The organism is Spinactinospora alkalitolerans, from assembly GCF_013408795.1.
Lineage (GTDB): Bacteria > Actinomycetota > Actinomycetes > Streptosporangiales > Streptosporangiaceae > Spinactinospora > Spinactinospora alkalitolerans.
The window spans coordinates 5,586,561-5,603,798 of sequence record NZ_JACCCC010000001.1; the positions used below are offsets into that span (position 1 = coordinate 5,586,561).

At 69.9% G+C, this 17,238-nt stretch carries 19 protein-coding genes; 4 read left to right on the plus strand and 15 right to left on the minus strand.

Translation table 11 applies throughout. The annotated features are described in order from the left end of the window. Nucleotides 1-115 precede the first annotated feature (115 nt). The 8 genes from nuoF to HDA32_RS24930 form a co-directional block, all read right to left on the minus strand. Complete coding sequence (gene nuoF / locus HDA32_RS24895) at nucleotides 116-1,414, minus strand: NADH-quinone oxidoreductase subunit NuoF (protein ID WP_179645485.1); 1,299 nt, start codon at nucleotides 1,412-1,414, stop codon at nucleotides 116-118. Further along, nucleotides 1,411-2,118 carry an NADH-quinone oxidoreductase subunit NuoE gene (gene nuoE / locus HDA32_RS24900; protein ID WP_179645486.1) on the minus strand — a complete coding sequence of 236 codons (708 nt, stop codon included), beginning with the start codon at nucleotides 2,116-2,118 and terminating at the stop codon, nucleotides 1,411-1,413. The genes nuoF and nuoE overlap by 4 nt, the downstream gene beginning before the upstream one ends. Then, nucleotides 2,115-3,407, minus strand: a complete 1,293-nt coding sequence (locus HDA32_RS24905) for an NADH-quinone oxidoreductase subunit D (protein ID WP_179646937.1) — start codon at nucleotides 3,405-3,407, stop codon at nucleotides 2,115-2,117. The genes nuoE and HDA32_RS24905 overlap by 4 nt, the downstream gene beginning before the upstream one ends. A gap of 103 nt (nucleotides 3,408-3,510) precedes the next feature. Then, a complete protein-coding gene (locus HDA32_RS24910; protein ID WP_179645487.1) occupies nucleotides 3,511-4,269 on the minus strand; it encodes an NADH-quinone oxidoreductase subunit C in 759 nt (252 codons plus the stop codon). After that, nucleotides 4,266-4,823 carry a NuoB/complex I 20 kDa subunit family protein gene (locus HDA32_RS24915; RefSeq protein ID WP_179645488.1) on the minus strand — a complete coding sequence of 186 codons (558 nt, stop codon included), beginning with the start codon at nucleotides 4,821-4,823 and terminating at the stop codon, nucleotides 4,266-4,268. The genes HDA32_RS24910 and HDA32_RS24915 overlap by 4 nt, the downstream gene beginning before the upstream one ends. A gap of 120 nt (nucleotides 4,824-4,943) precedes the next feature. Next, on the minus strand, nucleotides 4,944-5,303 hold the full coding sequence (locus HDA32_RS24920; protein ID WP_179645489.1) for an NADH-quinone oxidoreductase subunit A: 360 nt from the start codon (nucleotides 5,301-5,303) through the stop codon (nucleotides 4,944-4,946). Between the two features lie 181 nt (nucleotides 5,304-5,484). Beyond that, entirely contained in the window at nucleotides 5,485-6,780 is a 1,296-nt protein-coding gene (locus tag HDA32_RS24925) for a geranylgeranyl reductase family protein (protein ID WP_179646938.1), read from the minus strand. A gap of 345 nt (nucleotides 6,781-7,125) precedes the next feature. Then, nucleotides 7,126-7,836, minus strand: coding sequence for a demethylmenaquinone methyltransferase (locus tag HDA32_RS24930; protein ID WP_179645490.1), 711 nt, complete (start codon nucleotides 7,834-7,836; stop codon nucleotides 7,126-7,128). Between the two features lie 167 nt (nucleotides 7,837-8,003). Here HDA32_RS24930 and HDA32_RS24935 point away from each other — a divergent pair, with 167 nt between their 5' ends. Then, complete coding sequence (locus HDA32_RS24935) at nucleotides 8,004-9,281, plus strand: delta-60 repeat domain-containing protein (RefSeq protein ID WP_179645491.1); 1,278 nt, start codon at nucleotides 8,004-8,006, stop codon at nucleotides 9,279-9,281. A 10-nt stretch (nucleotides 9,282-9,291) separates the two neighbouring features. Here the strand turns inward: HDA32_RS24935 and HDA32_RS24940 are convergent, their stop codons facing one another. Beyond that, the gene (locus HDA32_RS24940) at nucleotides 9,292-9,669 is read right to left on the minus strand and encodes a DUF4229 domain-containing protein (RefSeq protein WP_179645492.1); all 378 of its coding nucleotides are present in this window, start codon (nucleotides 9,667-9,669) and stop codon (nucleotides 9,292-9,294) included. Between the two features lie 392 nt (nucleotides 9,670-10,061). Between HDA32_RS24940 and HDA32_RS24945 the strand changes: the two genes are divergently transcribed. The 3 genes from HDA32_RS24945 to HDA32_RS24955 all read left to right on the plus strand — a co-directional run bounded on the left by HDA32_RS24945 (nucleotide 10,062) and on the right by HDA32_RS24955 (nucleotide 11,378). Beyond that, on the plus strand, nucleotides 10,062-10,262 hold the full coding sequence (locus tag HDA32_RS24945) for a BldC family transcriptional regulator (protein WP_179645493.1): 201 nt from the start codon (nucleotides 10,062-10,064) through the stop codon (nucleotides 10,260-10,262). Between the two features lie 70 nt (nucleotides 10,263-10,332). Beyond that, nucleotides 10,333-10,695 (plus strand): PLD nuclease N-terminal domain-containing protein, encoded by a 363-nt coding sequence (locus HDA32_RS24950; RefSeq protein ID WP_179645494.1) that lies wholly within the window; start codon nucleotides 10,333-10,335, stop codon nucleotides 10,693-10,695. A gap of 203 nt (nucleotides 10,696-10,898) precedes the next feature. Beyond that, nucleotides 10,899-11,378 carry a hypothetical protein gene (locus HDA32_RS24955; RefSeq protein ID WP_179645495.1) on the plus strand — a complete coding sequence of 160 codons (480 nt, stop codon included), beginning with the start codon at nucleotides 10,899-10,901 and terminating at the stop codon, nucleotides 11,376-11,378. Between the two features lie 246 nt (nucleotides 11,379-11,624). On the opposite strand, the gene ccsB is transcribed toward HDA32_RS24955, so the two are convergent. The 6 genes from ccsB to HDA32_RS24985 form a co-directional block, all read right to left on the minus strand. Then, nucleotides 11,625-12,644 carry a c-type cytochrome biogenesis protein CcsB gene (gene ccsB / locus HDA32_RS24960; protein ID WP_312863318.1) on the minus strand — a complete coding sequence of 340 codons (1,020 nt, stop codon included), beginning with the start codon at nucleotides 12,642-12,644 and terminating at the stop codon, nucleotides 11,625-11,627. A 3-nt stretch (nucleotides 12,645-12,647) separates the two neighbouring features. Continuing rightward, nucleotides 12,648-14,243 carry a cytochrome c biogenesis protein ResB gene (resB, locus tag HDA32_RS24965; RefSeq protein ID WP_312863319.1) on the minus strand — a complete coding sequence of 532 codons (1,596 nt, stop codon included), beginning with the start codon at nucleotides 14,241-14,243 and terminating at the stop codon, nucleotides 12,648-12,650. A 2-nt stretch (nucleotides 14,244-14,245) separates the two neighbouring features. Continuing rightward, complete coding sequence (locus HDA32_RS24970) at nucleotides 14,246-15,067, minus strand: cytochrome c biogenesis CcdA family protein (RefSeq protein WP_179645496.1); 822 nt, start codon at nucleotides 15,065-15,067, stop codon at nucleotides 14,246-14,248. Further along, nucleotides 15,064-15,690: a TlpA family protein disulfide reductase gene (locus HDA32_RS24975; protein ID WP_179645497.1), complete on the minus strand. Its 627-nt coding sequence runs from the start codon at nucleotides 15,688-15,690 to the stop codon at nucleotides 15,064-15,066. The genes HDA32_RS24970 and HDA32_RS24975 overlap by 4 nt, the downstream gene beginning before the upstream one ends. 184 nt (nucleotides 15,691-15,874) lie before the next feature. Continuing rightward, nucleotides 15,875-16,078: a helix-turn-helix domain-containing protein gene (locus HDA32_RS24980; protein WP_179645498.1), complete on the minus strand. Its 204-nt coding sequence runs from the start codon at nucleotides 16,076-16,078 to the stop codon at nucleotides 15,875-15,877. Nucleotides 16,079-16,331: 253 nt separating this feature from the next. After that, nucleotides 16,332-17,129, minus strand: coding sequence for a phosphatase (locus tag HDA32_RS24985; protein ID WP_179645499.1), 798 nt, complete (start codon nucleotides 17,127-17,129; stop codon nucleotides 16,332-16,334). Nucleotides 17,130-17,238: the final 109 nt, after the last annotated feature.

The following is a 17,238-nucleotide window of genomic DNA, read 5'->3' on the forward strand; positions in this document are numbered from 1 at the left end:
GTGGACTTCGCGTGGTCGAACGGGCAGCCACCCTGTTCGAGGTGGTCGATGCGGTGCTCTCCCGCGCGGGGGGACGACCCCCCGGACCCCCCGGCGTGGCGGGCGTGGATCGTCGTCATCGCGCTCCTCCCCACACCGTGGACTTCGCGTGGTCGAACGGGCAGCCACCCTGTTCGAGGTGGTCGATGTACTCCTGCCGGAAGTACTTGATCGACGACGTCACCGGGCTGGTCGCGCCGTCGCCGAGGGCGCAGAAGGAGCGGCCGAGCAGGTTGTCGCAGATGTCGAGCAGCTTGTCGAGGTCGGCCTCGGTGCCCTGCCCGTTCTCCAGCCGGTCCAGGACCTGCACCATCCAGAAGTTGCCCTCGCGGCACGGCGTGCACTTGCCGCAGGACTCGTGGGCGTAGAACTGGATCCAGCGGCCCACGGCGCGCACCACGCAGGTGGTGTCGTCGAAGATCTGCAGCGCGCGGGTGCCCAGCATCGAGCCCGCGGCCCCGACCGACTCGAAGTCCAGCGGGGTGTCGAGGTGCTCGGCCGTGAAGATCGGCGTCGAGGAGCCGCCCGGCGTCCAGAACTTCAGTTCGTGGCCGGCCCGGACGCCCCCGGCCATGTCGAGCAGTTCGCGCAGCGTGACGCCGAGCGGGGCCTCGTACTGGCCGGGCCGGGTGACGTGCCCGGACAGGGAGAAGAAACCGAAGCCGGCGGACTTCTCGGTGCCCATGGCGGTGAACCACTCGGTTCCGTTGGCCACGATGCTCGGCACGCTGGCGATCGACTCGACGTTGTTCACCACGGTCGGCGAGGCGTAGAGGCCGGCCACCGCGGGAAACGGGGGCTTGAGCCGGGGCTGGCCCCGGTAGCCCTCCAGCGAGTCCAGCAGCGCGGTCTCCTCGCCGCAGATGTAGGCGCCGGCCCCGGCGTGCACCACGACGTCGAGGTCGAAGCCCGAGCCGAGGACGTCCTTGCCGAGCAGGCCGGCCTCGTAGGCCTCGGCGACGGCGTGCCGCACCCGCCGGATGACGTGCAGCACCTCGCCCCGCACGTAGATGAAGGCCAGGTTGCTCTTGATCGCGTAGGAGGCGATCGCGACGCCCTCGACCAACGAGTGCGGGTTGGCCAGCATCAGCGGGATGTCCTTGCAGGTCCCGGGCTCGGACTCGTCGGCGTTGACCACGAGGTAGCGCGGGTTGGGGTTGTCCTTGGGCAGGAAGCCCCACTTCATGCCGGTGGGGAAGCCCGCGCCGCCGCGGCCGCGCAGCCCCGAGGACTTCACCATCTCCACCAGCGCGTCCGGCTGCATGCCCAGCGCGGTGCGCAGCGCCCGGTAGCCGCCGTCCTCGCGGTAGGCGCTCAGGGTGAAGGAGTCGGGCCGGTCCCAGTTCTTGGACAGGACCGGGGTCAGGGTGGTCACTGCTGGCCCTCCTCATCGGCCGCCTTGGGCGGCAGGTTCGCGGGATCGGGCGCGGCCCAGCCCCGTTCGCGGGCCAGCTTCAGGCCGGTCAGCGACGGTTCACCGGCCTGCACGCCCTCGGCGCCGCGGCCGTCGGGGAACCCGGCCAGCACGCGGGAGGCCTGCTTCCAGGTGCACAGCGACCCGGGGCCGCGGGTCGGCCGGACGTCGCTGCCCAGGCGCAGGTCGTCGACCAGGCGCTTGGCGGACTCGGGGGTCTGGTTGTCGAAGAACTCCCAGTTGACCATGACGACCGGCGCGAAGTCGCAGGCCGCGTTGCACTCGATGTGCTCCAGCGAGACCCTGCCGTCCTCGGTGGCCTCGTCGTTGCCGACCCCCAGGTGCTCCTTGAGCTCGGCGAAGATCTCGTCGCCGCCCATCACCGCGCACAGCGTGTTCGTGCAGACGCCGACGTGGTAGTCGCCGACGGGCCGCCGCTTGTACATCGTGTAGAACGTCGCGACCGCGGTGACCTCGGCGGTGGTGATGCCCAACTGCTCGGCGCAGAACGCGATGCCGCTGGAGCTGACGAAGCCCTCCTCCGCCTGCACCAGGTGCAGCAGGGGCAGCAGCGCCGAGCGCTGCCGCGGGTAGCGGGCGACGATCTCCTTGGCGTCGACCTCCAGTCGCGCGCGGACCTCGTCGGTGAAGGTGTTCGTGCTCACCTGTCAACGCCTCCCATCACGGGGTCGATGCTGGCCACCGCCGCGACGACGTCGGCCACCGTGCCTCCCTCGCACATCGCGGCCACCGCCTGCAGGTGGGTGAACGAGGGGTCGCGGAAGTGCACCCGGTACGGGCGCGGCCCGCCGTCGCTGACCGCGAGGCAGCCCAGCTCGCCCTTCGCGCTCTCCACCGACGCGTAGGCCTGCCCCGGCGGGACCCGGAAGCCCTCGGTGACGAGCTTGAAGTGGTGGATGAGCGCCTCCATCGAGCCGCCCATGATGTGCGCGATGTGGTCGGGCGAGTTGCCCAGGCCGTCGGGGCCGAGGGCCAACTGCGCCGGCCAGCCGATCTTGGCGTCCTCGATCATCACCGGTCCGGGCCGCAGCCGGTCCAGGCACTGCTCGATGATCCGCAGGCTCTGCTCCATCTCGGCGACGCGCACCCGGTAGCGGGCGTAGACGTCGCAGCCGTCGGAGACCGGGACGTCGAACTCGTAGTTCTCGTAGCCGCAGTAGGGCTTGGCCTTGCGCAGGTCCCAGGCCAGGCCCGAGGCGCGCAGCAGCGGGCCGGTGGCCCCCAGCGCCATGCACCCGGCGAGGTCGAGGTGGGCGACGTCGCGGGTGCGCTTGAGGTACAGCGGGTTCTCGTCCAGGAGTTTGCGCATGACCGTGATGCGCTTGGGCATCTCGGTCAGCAGCTCCTTGATCTTGCCGACCGCGCCGGCCGGGAGGTCCTGGGCCACGCCGCCGGGGCGGACGTAGGCGTGGTTCATCCGCAGGCCGGTGACCATCTCGAAGATGTCGAGGACCATCTCCCGCTCGCGGAAGCCGTTCGTCATGATCGTGGTCGCGCCGAGCTCCATCCCGAACGTCGCCATCGCCACGAAGTGCGAGGACATCCGGTTGAGCTCCATCATGAGCACGCGGATGACGTCGGCCCGCTCGGGGATCCGCTCGGTGATGCCCAGGAGCCTCTCGACGGCCAGGCAGTAGGCCGTCTCGTTGAACATCGGCATGAGGTAGTCCATGCGGGTCACGAACGTGGTGCCCTGCGTCCACGTCCGGTACTCCATGTTCTTCTCGATACCGGTGTGCAGGTAGCCGATGCCGACCCGGGCGTCGGTGACGGTCTCGCCGTCCAGGGTCAGGATGAGCCGCAGCACGCCGTGCGTGGACGGGTGCTGGGGACCCATGTTGACCACGAGGCGCTCGGCGCCGCCCTTCTGCGCGGCGGCGACGACCTCATCCCAGTCGCCGCCCGAAGCATCGACGTAGGTCTCGGTACCCATGGTCGCGCTCACCTCCTCACTCCCTTCGCCGTCAAGGCGTACACGCTCCGCGAGGGGGCATCGGCGACTCCGCCCGCTCGTCGGCTCGGCGCTCCGGTCGTCGTCACGCGTACGACCTCCGCTCGTCCGGCGGCGGAATCTTGGCGCCCCGGTACTCCACCGGAATCCCGCCCAATGGGTAGTCCTTGCGCTGCGGGTGGCCGTGCCAGTCGTCGGGCATCTGGATGCGGGTCAGTCCGGGGTGGCCGTCGAAGACGATTCCGAAGAAGTCGTAGGTCTCGCGCTCGTGCCAGTCGTTCGTGGGGTAGACCTCCACGATCGAGGGGACGTGCGGGTCGGCGTCGGGGCAGCCGACCTCCAGCCGGATCTCGCGGTTGTGCGTGATCGACCGCATCTCATAGACCGCGTGCAGTTCCCGGCCCGTGTCGCTGGGGTAGTGCACGCCGGTGACGCCCAGGCACAGCTCGAAGCGCAGGGCGGGGTCGTCGCGCAGCCGCCGCGCCACGTCGCGCAGGCTCTCCCTGCGGACGTGGAAGGTGAGCTCGCCGCGGTCCACCACGACCCGCTCGATCGCGCCGTCGAAGTCGCCGCCCGCCTCCTTGAGCGCCTGCCCCAGCGCGTCGGCGACCTCGTCGAAGTGCGCGGTGCGCGGGTCGTCGGGGTCGGTGAAGGGGCGCTCGGAGCCCAGGGGCGCCGAACCCCTGACGGCGAGCCCCCCGTATCCTGAGGTGTCGCCCGAGGTCCTGGCGCCGAACATGCCCTGGCGCACCACGGGGGAACTGAGACGTTCCTCACCCGCCCGCTCGGGCGGGTTTCCCTCTTCGCCTAGGTTAGGCTTACCTTCATGGCTGTTGGGGCTCATGGGGTCGCCCCTTCACTCTGCTGGATCAGGGGGAGCGTGCGCAGCCGGCGCTGCTCGTTCTCCTCGATCTCGCGGTCACGATGCGCGCCGAGCTTGGAGTGCTGGATCTTGTCGTGCAGCTTCAGCACGGAGTCCAGCAGCATCTCGGGGCGCGGCGGGCAACCGGGGAGGTAGATGTCCACAGGAACGATGTGATCGACGCCCTGGACGATGGCGTAGTTGTTGAACATGCCGCCGCTGGAGGCGCAGACGCCCATGGCGATCACCCATTTCGGGTCGGCCATCTGGTCGTAGATCTGGCGCAGGACCGGAGCCATCTTCTGGCTCACCCTGCCCGCGACGATCATCAGATCGGCCTGGCGCGGCGTGGCCGAGAACCGCTCCATGCCGAAGCGGGCGATGTCATAGCGCGGGCCGCCGACGGACATCATCTCGATGGCGCAGCAGGCCAGCCCGAACGTCGCCGGCCACATGGACGTCTTGCGCACGAATCCGACGACCTGCTCGACCGTCGTGAGCAGGACGCCACTCGGCAGCTTCTCCTCAAGTCCCATCCGGCGAACCCCCTTTCCGGTTGTTCGATCTCTTCGGTGTCTTCGGTGTCACCGGGAGTGGGCGCCCGCGGCGGCGCGCACCCCGGCCCCGATCCCTCACGCCTGCGTCCATCGGCTCCCTCAGTCCCACTCCAGACCGCCGCGGCGCCATTCGTAGGCGTAGGCGATCGAGACGTTGACGAGGAAGAGCACCATCGCGACCAGGCCGAACATCCCGAGCGCGTCGAGATGGACCGCCCACGGCACGAGGAAGATGACCTCGATGTCGAAGACGATGAAGAGCATCGCCGTCAGGTAGTACTTGATCGTGAACCGGCCGCCGCCGACGGGCTGGGGCGTCGGCTCGATCCCGCACTCGTACGCCTGCAGCTTCGCGCGGTTGTAGCGCTTCGGCCCCGCGATCGACCCGACGACCATCGAGACGACCACGAACGCCGCGCCGATCCCGCCGAGCACGAAGATGGGTGCGTACAGCTCCATTGCTAGCCGTTCCCCTTCTCACCACGAGGCGCGCGAAGAGCAGGGGTCATGCGGCTTCTCGCGCCCGTGAATACGGTGATGTGCCCACATGTGATCGTTTTCACGTGTGGGGTTGGCCATTCAATCAGAGTTGGCATGGCTGAAGATCCTCGGGGGTCCCTGGTGTCTCTCGGGCCGCTCGCTAGGCCGCCGGCGCCATCTTGGATAGGCCGTTGATCACCCGGTCCATCGCATCACCGTGACTCGGCTCGGTAAGGTTGGCCAGCAGCTTCAACGTGAAGCGCATCAAGAGCGGCTGAGGCAGGCCGTACTTGGTCGCGTACTTCATGAAGTCGGGGTTGCCGATCATCTTCACGAAGTAGCGGCCCAGCGTGTAGTAGCCGCCGTAGGTGTCGCGCAGGATGCGCGGGTAGCCGAGCAGCGTGCGCTCGCGGGCCTGCCGGGTCGGGCGGGAGCGGGCCTGGACGATGACGTCGGCCGCGATGTGCCCGGCCTCCATGGCGTAGGCGATGCCCTCGCCGTTGAACGGGTTGACCATGCCGCCGGCGTCGCCCACGAGCAGCAGCCCGCGGGAGTAGTGCGGTGTGCGGTTGAAGCCCATGGGCAGCGCCGCGCCCCGGATCCGGCCCCGCTGGTTGTCCTCGGTGAAGCCCCACTCCTCGGGCATGCTGGAGGTCCAGCGGCGCAGCAGGTTGCGGTAGTCGACGTCCTGGAAGGACGCGGTGGAGTTCAGGATGCCCAGGCCGACGTTGCTGGTGCCGTCGCCCACGCCGAACACCCAGCCGTAGCCGGGGAGCAGCACGTCCTTGCCGCCGCTGGAGTCCCACAGCTCCAGCCAGGACTCCAGGTAGTCGTCGTCGTGGCGGGGGCTGGTGAAGTACGTGCGCACCGCGACGCCCATCGGGCGGTCGTCGCGCTTGCGGATGCCCATGGCCACCGACAGCCGCGAGGAGTTGCCGTCGGCCGCGACGACCAGCGGCGCCCGGTAGCTCACCCGTTCGCCGTCGGCGTTCTTCGCGCGCACGCCGACGATGCGGTTGCTGCGCGGGTCGATGACCGGCTCGGTGACGTTGGTGCGCTCCAGCAGCCTGGCCCCGGCCTCGACCGCCCGGCCGATCAGGATCTCGTCGAAGTCGTAGCGCGTGCGCACCAGCCCGAAGCCGGGGTACTCGGCGAGTTCGGGCCAGGGCAGTTCCAGCCGGACGCCGCCGCCGATGATCCGCAGCCCGTGGTTGCGGATCCAGCCCTTGTCCTCGAACGAGACGCCCATCGAGGTGAGCTGCTTGACCGCGCGGGGGGTGAGCCCGTCGCCGCAGACCTTCTCGCGCGGGAAGGCGGTCTTCTCCAGGACGAGCACGTCCAGCCCGGCCTGGGCCAGGTGGTACGCGGTGGTGGCCCCCGAGGGGCCGGCACCGACGACGATGACATCGGCCTCGTGCTGGGGGCACTCTCTGCTGGCGGACGGTGGTGTCGACACTGTCTCGCTTGTCTCGCTCACGAGTGGTCCTGACTGCTCGGCGCGACTCTGCGCTGGGGGTGCACTGGCTGTGCCTTTGCGGCTGCGTCCAAATCAACGAAATGGCTCGTACGCTTGTGAAGAGCTTCACAAGCTTTTGGGAAGAAGTCTAGACCTTTCCCGTGCCGCACGCGAGGGGAGTGGCGCGCCCGGGTTTCGCCCACTGGAGATTCGGGAGCCCGCCCGAGGGGCTTTTGACGCCCACCCCAGGACGAAAGTGGCGTGCGGGACCGCGAGACTCCGACCTTCGGCTGAGGTTCACGACCCCCGGTGGCTGAGGGAGACGGGCAGCTCAGCGGACGGCGCTCACCTGCGCCGCACGCCCCGGTGCAGCGCCACGGCCCCCATGCTGAGGTTGCGCCAGGCGACCTCCGACCAGCCGGCCTCCTGCAGCCGCCCGGCCAGGGCGCGCTGGTCGGGCCAGTCGGCGATGGACTCGGAGAGGTAGGCGTAGGCGTCGGCGTTGGAGGTGAACCTACGCGCGACCGCCGGCAGCGCGCTCCTCAGGCAGGCGCTGTAGGCCTTGTCGAGCACCCCGACGGGGATGTGGCCGAACTCGCAGATGACCAGCCGACCGCCGACTCCGGTGACCCGCAGCAGCTCGCGCAGCGCCTGGTCGACGTCGTTGACGTTGCGCAGCCCGAAGGAGATCGTCACGGCGTCGAAGGTCTCGTCGGCGAAGGGCAGCCGCAGCGCGTCGCCGGCCACGACCGTGACCCCGCGCCGGGAGGCTCCGCCGCGGCGCTCGGCCCCGACCTGCAGCATGCCCAGCGAGAAGTCGCAGGCGATGACCCGTGCGCCCTTGGCGGTGAAGGGCTCCGACGAGGTGCCGGTGCCCGCCGCGAGGTCGAGCACGAGCTCGCCGCTGTAGGCTTCGACCGCCCTGACGACGGCGCGCCGCCAGATGCGGTCCTGGCCGAGCGAGAGCACGTCGTTGAGCAGGTCGTAGCGCCCCGCGATGCCGTCGAACATGGCGGCGACGTCCGTGGGCTTCTTATCGAGTTCGGCACGGGTCATGCGACCACCCTAAAGCGGCGCGCGCACCCGGTGGACCGGTCGCACCACGCCGATCGGCGGCCCGTTGCCGCACCTCCGAGACACGAGCCGTTACTCTATGTAGTCACCCATGCCTCGTCAGTGATACGAGGTGGTCTCAGTCCCGACGTACCCCATGGAGACCGCTCGTGCCCCGTACCCGCCGTACCCGTCCGCTCCTCGCAACCGCCCTGGGCGCGCTCGCGCTGACCGCCCTCGGCCCCCTCACTCCGACCGCGAACGCCGGCCTCCAGCACGCCGCCGTGGTGAGCGACCGGCCGGTCGGCTGGACGCCGCACGTCCTCGACGGCAGCGTCAAGGACATCCTCCGCGTCGGCGACACGATCGTCGTCGGCGGCGACTTCTCCCGGGTGAGCGACTTCCGGGGCAACGAACTCCGCAGGACGAACCTCTTCGCGTTCGAGCACGACAGCGGCCGGATCATCCACGACTTCGCGCCGCGCACCGACGGCACCGTGGTCTCGCTCGCCCCCGGCCCCGACGGCACCGTGTACGCGGGCGGGGCGTTCACCTCCGTCAACGGGCACGCCCAGCGCGGCATCGCACGGCTGTCGGTCTCCGACGGCGACCGGGACGCCGACTTCGGCGCGCGGCTGGACGACGGCGCGGTCAGCCGGCTGGAGTCGCACGGCGACCTGCTCTACGTCGGCGGGAGCTTCGGCTCGGTCAACGGCCAGGAGCGCACCGGCCTGGCCCGGCTCGACTCCGGCGGCGACCTGGACCGCGACTTCGACATCACGATCGCCGGGGCCCGCCGCTGGTCCCTCAGGCTCGAGGAGATCGCGCTCAGCCCTGCGGGCGACCGCCTGGTCATCAACGGGACCTTCACCGAGGTGGAGGGGGAGCGCCGACCCCAGATCGCGATGATCCGCATCGGGTCCGACGGCGCGCGGCTCGGTGACTGGTCGACGGAGGCCTTCGCCGCGGAGTGCTCCTACGAGCGGACCAACACCTACATGCGGCAGATGGACTTCGCCCCGGACGGGTCCTACTTCACCGTGGTGACCAGCGGCGGCCCGGACAAGAAGCCCGGCCTGTGCAAGACGGTGACCCGCTGGGAGGCCGACGACCGGCCCGGGGCGCGGCCCACCTGGGCCAACCACACCGGGGGCGACGCGATCTACTCGGTCGAGGTCACCGGGGCCGCCGTCTACGTCGGCGGCCACCAGAGGTGGATGGACAACCCGGAGGGCGACAAGAGCGCCGGCCCCGGGGCGGCCCCGCGCGAGGGCATCGCCGCCGTCGACCCGGAGACGGGGAAGGCGCTGGCGTGGAACCCGGGCCGGACCCGCGGCCACGGCGTCGAGGCCCTGACGGCCACGCCGGAGGGGCTCTACGTCGGCAGCGACACCAAGCGGCTCGCCGGCGAGTACCACGCCCGACTGGGGATGTTCCCGCTCGACTGATCCGGCCGACTCAGGGGCGGGTGTCCTCCCGCGCCGGGGCGGACCCGTCGGTCCGTTCCGGCGCTTCACCGCGCCCGTCCTGCTCCGGCGTTTCACCGCGCCCGTTCTGCTCGGCGCGTCCGGCGTCCGCCCCCTGCTGGGCCTCGTCCTCCTTCGCCGCGCCCTGCTCCAGGCGTTCGCCCATGCCCCGCATTCCGGCGATGCCTTCGGCGACGGTCGCCGACATCGCGTCGCGCTGCTTGGACAGCAGGACGTAGCTGACGAGCCCGCTGACGAGGAACGCCAGCGCCAGGGCGAGGAAGCCCCTTGCGCCGAGGAGGTACAGCACGCCGAAGGTGACCGCGAACAGCAGAAGGCGGGCCCCGGTGTAGGCGATGACGCTGCGCATGAAACTGCCTCACAACGGACGAGATGACTAATAGATTGGCTCTGGGAGCCCGGGGCCGGACGTGGCCACCGCCGGCGGTACGGCGGCGCCCCCTCGGAGCGCTGAGACGCCCATCGCCCCTCTTCACAGGGTAAGGGGCGTTCCCTCACCCGGGACACCGGCCCGGACCTGGGACGGCGCGATCCGGGATCCCGTGGCCGTCCGGGTGCGCGCGCACCCGGTCGTCCGCAAAGCGGAGGACCGAAACGCAGGTTACGTTCAGGTCACATATGGTGCACTCCTCCACTGTTCCTTCTAATTTTTACGAAAACTAGGGAGGAAACGGACTAACTCGTGCACACTAGGGGATCAAACGCCCGCCTCCTATTCCGTGGCGGGCCCGAAGGGGGATTGTGAAGGTGGAAAGAGGAAGCGAACGCCTGCTGACTCCCGGAGAGGTGGCCTCCCTCTTCAGGGTCGACCCCAAGACCGTGACCCGCTGGGCCGCGTCTGGCCGGATCAGCAGCATCCGTACACCCGGCGGTCACCGCCGGTTCAGAGAGTCCGAGGTCCGGGCGCTACTGCACGGGGAGACCAGCGAGGCCCCACACTGACCGGCGCGGACCGCCCGCGCGTTACACCGCGTCCGATCTTCGCCCCTGCCACAGCAGATAGTCTGGAAGCATGGTGTGGCTCGGTGCCCTTATCACGCTGATCTCGATTGTGCTCTGGGTGTACGCGTTCTTTGACGCGCTCACCAGCTCCGCCGAGGAAGTCCGCAATCTGCCGAAGCTCCTCTGGCTGGTCATCATCCTGATCTTCATGCTGGTCGGCCCGCTGCTCTGGCTGTTCCTCGGTCGGCCGCGCGCATCGGTTCCCGAGGAGGCGGAGCCGGAGGACGACTCCGCTCCCATGACGGCCGCGTCGCTCGACGACCTGGATCCCTCGGACTTCCAGAAGCCGTCGACCCATCGGCCGCCCCTCGGCCCCGACGACGACCCGGACTTCCTGCGCCGGTTGAACAAGCGCATCAACCCCGAGGACTGAAGAACCCGAAGCCGAAGGCCCGCCCCTTGCTCTGGGGCGGGCCTTCGGCTTTTCCCGGTCCATCCGCGGCGGCGCGCCCGTCAAACGGGGTGCCCACAGCGGCCGCGCCCGCCTCGACCGGTGAGCGGCATAGGGCGCTGGTCTCGGTGATCGTGGCGGCATGGGGGCGTTTGTGCGTGGTGGTTCCGGATAGCCGTCGGCGTATGAACATTGCGAATGGGAAGAAGCTGAACGTGGCGACGGCTGTCGGCCGGGGCGTTCTCGCCGGTCTGGGCGGAACCATGGTGATGACGGCATTCCAGAAACTGGCCGAGATGCCCATAACCCAGCGAGAGGAGAGCTACGCGCCGGCGATGTTCGCCGAGAGGATCCTTCCCGTCCGGCCGGCGAACCGGCAGCAGGAGACCAGCCTGAACTACGTCGCCCACTACGGGATCGGGGCCATGTGGGGGAGCGCCTACGGTGTGGCCGCCAGCACCGGGTTGCGGGGGAAACGGGCGGTGGTGACGGTGTTCGGCGTCGTCTTCACCGGCGATCTCCTGCTGAACGTGATGCTGGGACTGTACGAGCCGCGGAAGTGGTCGAAGCAGGATGTCGCCGTCGATGTCCTGGACAAGTTCGTCCAGGCCGCGGCCACGGGAATGATCTTCGATCGCTACCTGGACCCGGCGCGCCCGTCCTGACGGAACCCGGCCGCCGGCATCCATGATGGGCTCCGCACATGGACGGCCGAGCCAGTCGCCGGCGGCGCGAAAGGCCGCGCCGCGCTTGTCCGTGCCGGTCACCCGCCACAGACGGCCGGGGACCTGCACGGCGGAGATCCCGCGGCCTTTCGCGTCGCCGGACGCTGTGCGCTGACAACAGCCCCACCGGGCCCGCGCAACCACAGCAGGGACCGGAGACGGTCCCGGCCCTCTCCCATCAACGGTCTAGGCGTAGGAGTGCAGGCCGCTGAAGAGGTAGTTCACGCCGAAGAAGTTGAACAGCAGGCAGGCGAAGCCGATGAGACCGATCCAGGTGGCCTTGTTGCCGCGCCAGCCGGCGGTGGCGCGGGCGTGCAGGTAGGCGGCGTAGACGACCCAGGTGATGAAGGACCAGACCTCCTTGGGGTCCCAGCCCCAGAACCGGCCCCACGCCTCGTCGGCCCAGATCGCGCCGGCGATGACGCCGAACGTCCACAGCGGGAACCCGAGCACGATGAAGCGGTGCGAGATGCGGTCCAGCAGTTCGGCGCTGGGCAGCTTGGCCGCGATGCCGCTGACCCTCTCGCCGATGGCCCGCTTGAACTCGGTGCGCCGGGCCACCAGGTAGGTGATGGCCGCCGACCCCGACACCATGAAGGCGCCGGTCGCGAGGATGGCGGCCGAGACGTGAATGGCGATCCAGTAGGAGTCCAGCGCCGGAACGACCGGACCGGCCTCGCTGTAGAGCCACTTCGCCGCGACACCCAGCAGCAGCAGCACCGGGACCAGGACGAACGTGCCGAGGTAGCGCGCCTTGTACCGGATCGCGGCGAACAGGAACGCGGCCACCGAGCACATGCAGATGGCGACAACGAACTCGAACATGTTGCCCCACGGCCAGCGGTCGGCCGCGAGGCCGCGCGTGGCGATCTGCGCCACGTTGAGCAGGAAGCCCACGACGGTGACGCCCAGCGCCACCGAACCGAGGACGTGCCGCGAGGCCTTGGCCTCGGGCTCCTCGGTGCGCAGGTTGACCTTGATGTCGTCGGTGCCGCCGCCCGGCCCGGCGCCCGCACCGACGGTCGCACCGGCGCCCGCCATGACGAGCCCGCCGCCCTTCAGCGCCTCGCGCCGCCCGTAGGCCGCCTCGATCGCGAAGAGGAACATCGCGATCGCGTAGGCGAAGATCATGGCGATGATCAGGGTGTCGCTGACGGACGCCATCTGCTGGTCGATCGCCGTTTCCGCGGCGAGAACGTGCACCACCGGCTACTCCTTCTCGGTGCCTGTGTCGGAAGCGGGCCGATCCCGCAGCCTGTCTCTCAGCCGGAGGCTGAGTTCGTGGAACTCCACGGCCGAGCCGGCGTTCTCGGTCTTGCCCAGTCCGCCCACCTCGACCACGGTACGTCCGTCCTCGCCGGTCCTGGCGCGCACCCAGGCGCGGCGCGGGCGCACGAACAGCGTGGCCAGCAGCCCCAGCACGGCCGCTGCGGCGGAGACCAGCGCGGGCAGTCGGCCGGGGTCGCTGTTGACCTGCATGGCGATGTAGTCGCTGTAGCCGGTGAACGTGATGATCGACCCGTCGGGCAGCTCCCAGCTCTCGCCGGGCGACAGCTCCGGCGACTCGCCGATCTCGGTCATCTGGTCGGTGTAGAGCTGGTACACCGACTGCGAGTCGCCGCTGTCCAGGCCGAGGTCGCCCTTGAACCCGGTGAGCGTGACGACGGGGTCGCGCGGGGCCGGGAAGTCGGAGACGAGCTCCCCGTTCGGGGTCTCGGCCGCCGAGGGCAGGAAGACGCCGGTGAAGCCGAGCTGCTCGGGGGCGATGTCGGGCACCTTCACCACGCCGTCGGAGGTGAACACGCCGTCCTCCCGGTTCAGGAAGGGCACGGGCTGGTCGAAGACGACGTTGCCGTCGGCGTCGGTGACCTCGAAGCCCGGCGCGTAGCCGTGGCCGAGCAGGTAGACCTGGGCGCCGTCCACCGACAGCGGGTGGTTGACCTCCAGCCGGTGGTCGCGCTCCGGCGCCTCGGGGGACTCCCGGTAGCTCAGCTCGGCCGTGAAGGACTCGGCCTGCCCCGCAAGATCGCCCTCCTCGATGAAGGCCGCCTCGAAGTCCTCCACCCGCAGCGAGAACGGCTGCAGGTCGCCGGCGTCGACGGCGGTGCCCGGATAGAAGGCGTCGTAGGACGGCAGGGTGTTGGCGAAGCCGTCGCCCTCGACCACCAGCATGTTGCCCCGGTAGCCGAGGAACGAGCCGATCCCCAGCGAGACCAGCAGGGCGAGCAGCGCCAGGTGGAACACGACGTTTCCGGTCTCGCGCAGGTAGCCCTTTTCGGCGGCGACCGATTCGCCGTCGGCGTCGATCCGGTAGCCCTTGAGCACCGCCCTGGCCTGCTCCAGCGCGGTCCGCGGGCTCGCGTCGGTGCTGAAGCTCGCCGAGTAGGGCAGCCGGTCGAGGTTGCGCGGCGTCCTGGGCGGGCGGGCCCGCATGGCGCGGTAGTGCGCCGCGGCCCTGGGCAGCACGCACCCGGTCAGCGATACGAACAGCAGCAGGTAGATCGCCGCGTACCAGGGCGAGGAGTAGACGTCGAACAGGGAGAACCGGTCCAGCCACGGCGCGAGGTCGGGGTGCTCCAGGTAGTAGTTCTGCACCTGCTCGGTGCTGACCGAGTGCTGCGGCAGGACCGACCCGGGAATGGCGCCGATGGCCAGCAGGAACAGCAGGATCAGCGCGGTGCGCATCGACGTCAGGATGCGCCAGGCCCAGCGCGCCCAGCCGAGCGCGGAGAGCGCGGGGGCCCCGGAGCCGGTGGATCCGCCGTTCGGGGACCCCTTCGATGAGGTCGTTTCGAGTGAGGTCACTGCTAAATCACCGTCGTGAAGTTGGCGGTCCAGCCCTGCATGATGGCCGTGATGCCGCTCCAGACACCGGTGACCAGGAGCAGGCCGACGAGCACGAGCATCGCGCCGCCGATCAGCATGACGGCGCGGTGGTGGCGCCTAATCCAGCCGAACGCGCCCAGGGCGCGCCGGTAGGCCAGTGCCGCCGCGACGAACGGCAGGCCCAGGCCGATGCAGTAGAAGAGCGACAGCAGCGCGCCGCGGCCGGCGCTGCCCTCGGTGAAGGCCAGCGACTGCACGGCGGCCAGCGTCGGGCCGATGCACGGCGTCCAGCCGAGCCCGAACAGCACCCCCAGCAGCGGGGCGCCGGCCAGTCCGGCCCCGGGGAGCCGGTGCAGGCGGAACTCGCGGTTGAGCCCGGGGATCACCCCCATGAACGCCAGGCCCAGCAGGACGGTGACCGCGCCGAGGACGCGGGTGATGACGTCGGCGTGGTCGAGGAGCAGGCCGCCGACGCCGCCGACGAACACGCCCACGGACACGAACACCGCGGTGAACCCGGCGATGAACAGCAGGCTGCCGGCGAGCATGGTCCAGCGGCGCGCCGCCAGGGCCTCGTCGACCGACACCGCGGCCCGGGTGCCGCCACCGCCGTCACCACCGCCCTCGGCCGCGGCCGCGCGGCGGTGGGCGGCGATCTCGGCGCCGCTCATCCCCGTCACGTAGGAGAGGTAGCCCGGCACCAGCGGCAGGACGCAGGGCGACAGGAACGACACCAGCCCGGCCGCCATCGCGAGCGGGACGGCGAGGAGGAGCGAGCCCGTGAAGACGGTTTCGGCGATCATGCCGGACCGGTGTCCCCGCCGCCCTCGTCGAGAACCGGTTCGACGAGTTCGGTCAGGTCGCTGTAGTCGGTCGCGCCGATGACGCGGGCGGCGATGCGGCCCTCGCGGTCGATCACCAGCGTGCTCGGGATGGCCTGGGGCGGCACGGTGTCGCGGAACGCCTGGGAGACCTTGCCGGGCTGGTCGTACAGGCTCGGGTAGCTGATGTCCTGGTTGCGCTCGAACGCCTCGGCCGCGGTCCGGTTGTCCTTGATGTTGATGCCGAGGAACTCCAGGCCGGCGTCCTGGTGCTCGCCGTAGACCTCCTCGAGGACGGGGGTCTCCGCGCGGCAGGGCGCACACCAGCTCGCCCAGAAGTTGAGGACGACGACGCTGCCCTCGTAGTCGGACAGGCTCACCTGCTCACCGTCGAGCGTCTCCCCGCTGACCTCGGGCGCGGCCTGGCGCTCGTCGGGCGCGAACGCGGTGCTGGCCCCGCTGCCCTCGACGTAGCGGTTGTCGGAGCCGTCGGTCTGGGCGTCGACTCCCCCGGCGCAACCGGCGAGGACCGCCGCGGCCGCCAGGGCGGCGGCGCCGCGTCGCAGTACCGAGCGCATGCGGGTGCCGGATTCGGTGAAGGGCATCGTGAAGAACCTCAAAAGAGGAGGTGAAGCAGGCAATGTGTCGATAACGACACAGTGTAGTAGATGCCCTGCGGGCCGGGATTCAGGCCCCGTGAAAGCCGTACCGCACCCTGCGGGAGGGCCCGGCACGACGAATTTCGGGGCGATGGTGGAGGGCCACCGCCCCGCTGTGACGTGCCCGCGCTCAGCCGGCCTCTACGAACGCCTCGCGGAGGTAGTCGTGGACGGCACGCTCGGGCACCCGGTAGGAACGCCCCACGCGGATCGCGGGGAGCACTCCCGAGTGGACCATTCGGTAGACCGTCATCTTCGAGACCCGCATGATCGTGGCCACCTCGGCCACGGTCAGGAACCTGACCTCTTCCAGAGGAGCCTTACTCCCACTCATGTTCCGACGCCCTCTTTTCCGGACGTGACCGTACTCGTCCCTGCCTGTCTCACCTCGCCGGCGCGGCCATCCCCACGTGGCCGGGCCACGCCCCATCGCCGTACCGGTGTGTCGTTCGGTAACTGGTGTCACGTCCGGTTTCAGAGTAAATCCGGGCGGACGGCTTTGAAAGGTCGGGTTTGCTGTCTCTGCAGCTACATGAGGGAAACGGGTCGCGTGAGGTTTAAGGGATGGGTATAAACGGTCCCCCGCCTCAGCCCATCCCGGCCCGGCGGAGCACGTAGTCCGACAACGGACGGTAGTGATGCGGCAGGTAACCGTCGTCCAAAGGCACCGTGGTGTGCAGTTTGCCCTCGTGCTCGGCCAGGAACAGGGCCGGGTCGTTGCTGTCGGCGAACCCGATCGTCGGAATTCCCGCTTCGCCCGCCGCGCCCGCGAAACCGTGGTCGGCGATGACCAACTGCGGCCATGGCTCGTCCCGCTCGGTGAGGTCCTCCAGGATCGCCCGCATCGCGAAGGGGTGGTGGCTGTGCCGCGGACTGCTGCCGTCGGTGACCAGGCCCACCTCGTCGCGCCACACCAGCACGCGGCGCGAGGGCGGGTACTCGGTGGAGACGTCGTAGGAGTAGCCGGCCGCGGCGGTCAGGATCCGGCAGCCGCGCTCGGCCAGCGCCCGCTTCCAGCCCTGGTAGGTCTGCAGCAGGTTCTTGGGGTGCCCGGTGGCGAACAGCACCCGCTGCCCCTCGCGCGCGGCCTCGGCCAGCCGGTCGGCCACCGACTCCAGCGCGTCGACGGTGCGGTCGGGGTCGATCGTGTCGATGCCCCACAGGTAGCTCTCGTCGGCGACCACGCCGCAGCGCTTCGACATCAGGGCCAGCACGGCGCCGAACGACCACTCGTGCGTGAAGGTGAGACCGAACTGGTAGTAGGGGTCGCCTTGGACGAGCCGCCGGTAGTGCTTGAGGTTGTTCTGCCGGGGCGTGTCGACCTGGCCGGCGATGCCGGTGCGCACCAGGTGCTCGACGAGTTCCGCACGGGAGGGCGGCGTCACCAGTAGTCCCCCTTTTCGTCAGCGAATCCGTGAATGCCGACATTCACGGATCATCGAGGCACGGTCATACCCGGTTCACGCCCCGTTCAACTCTGCCACAGTGAACGCG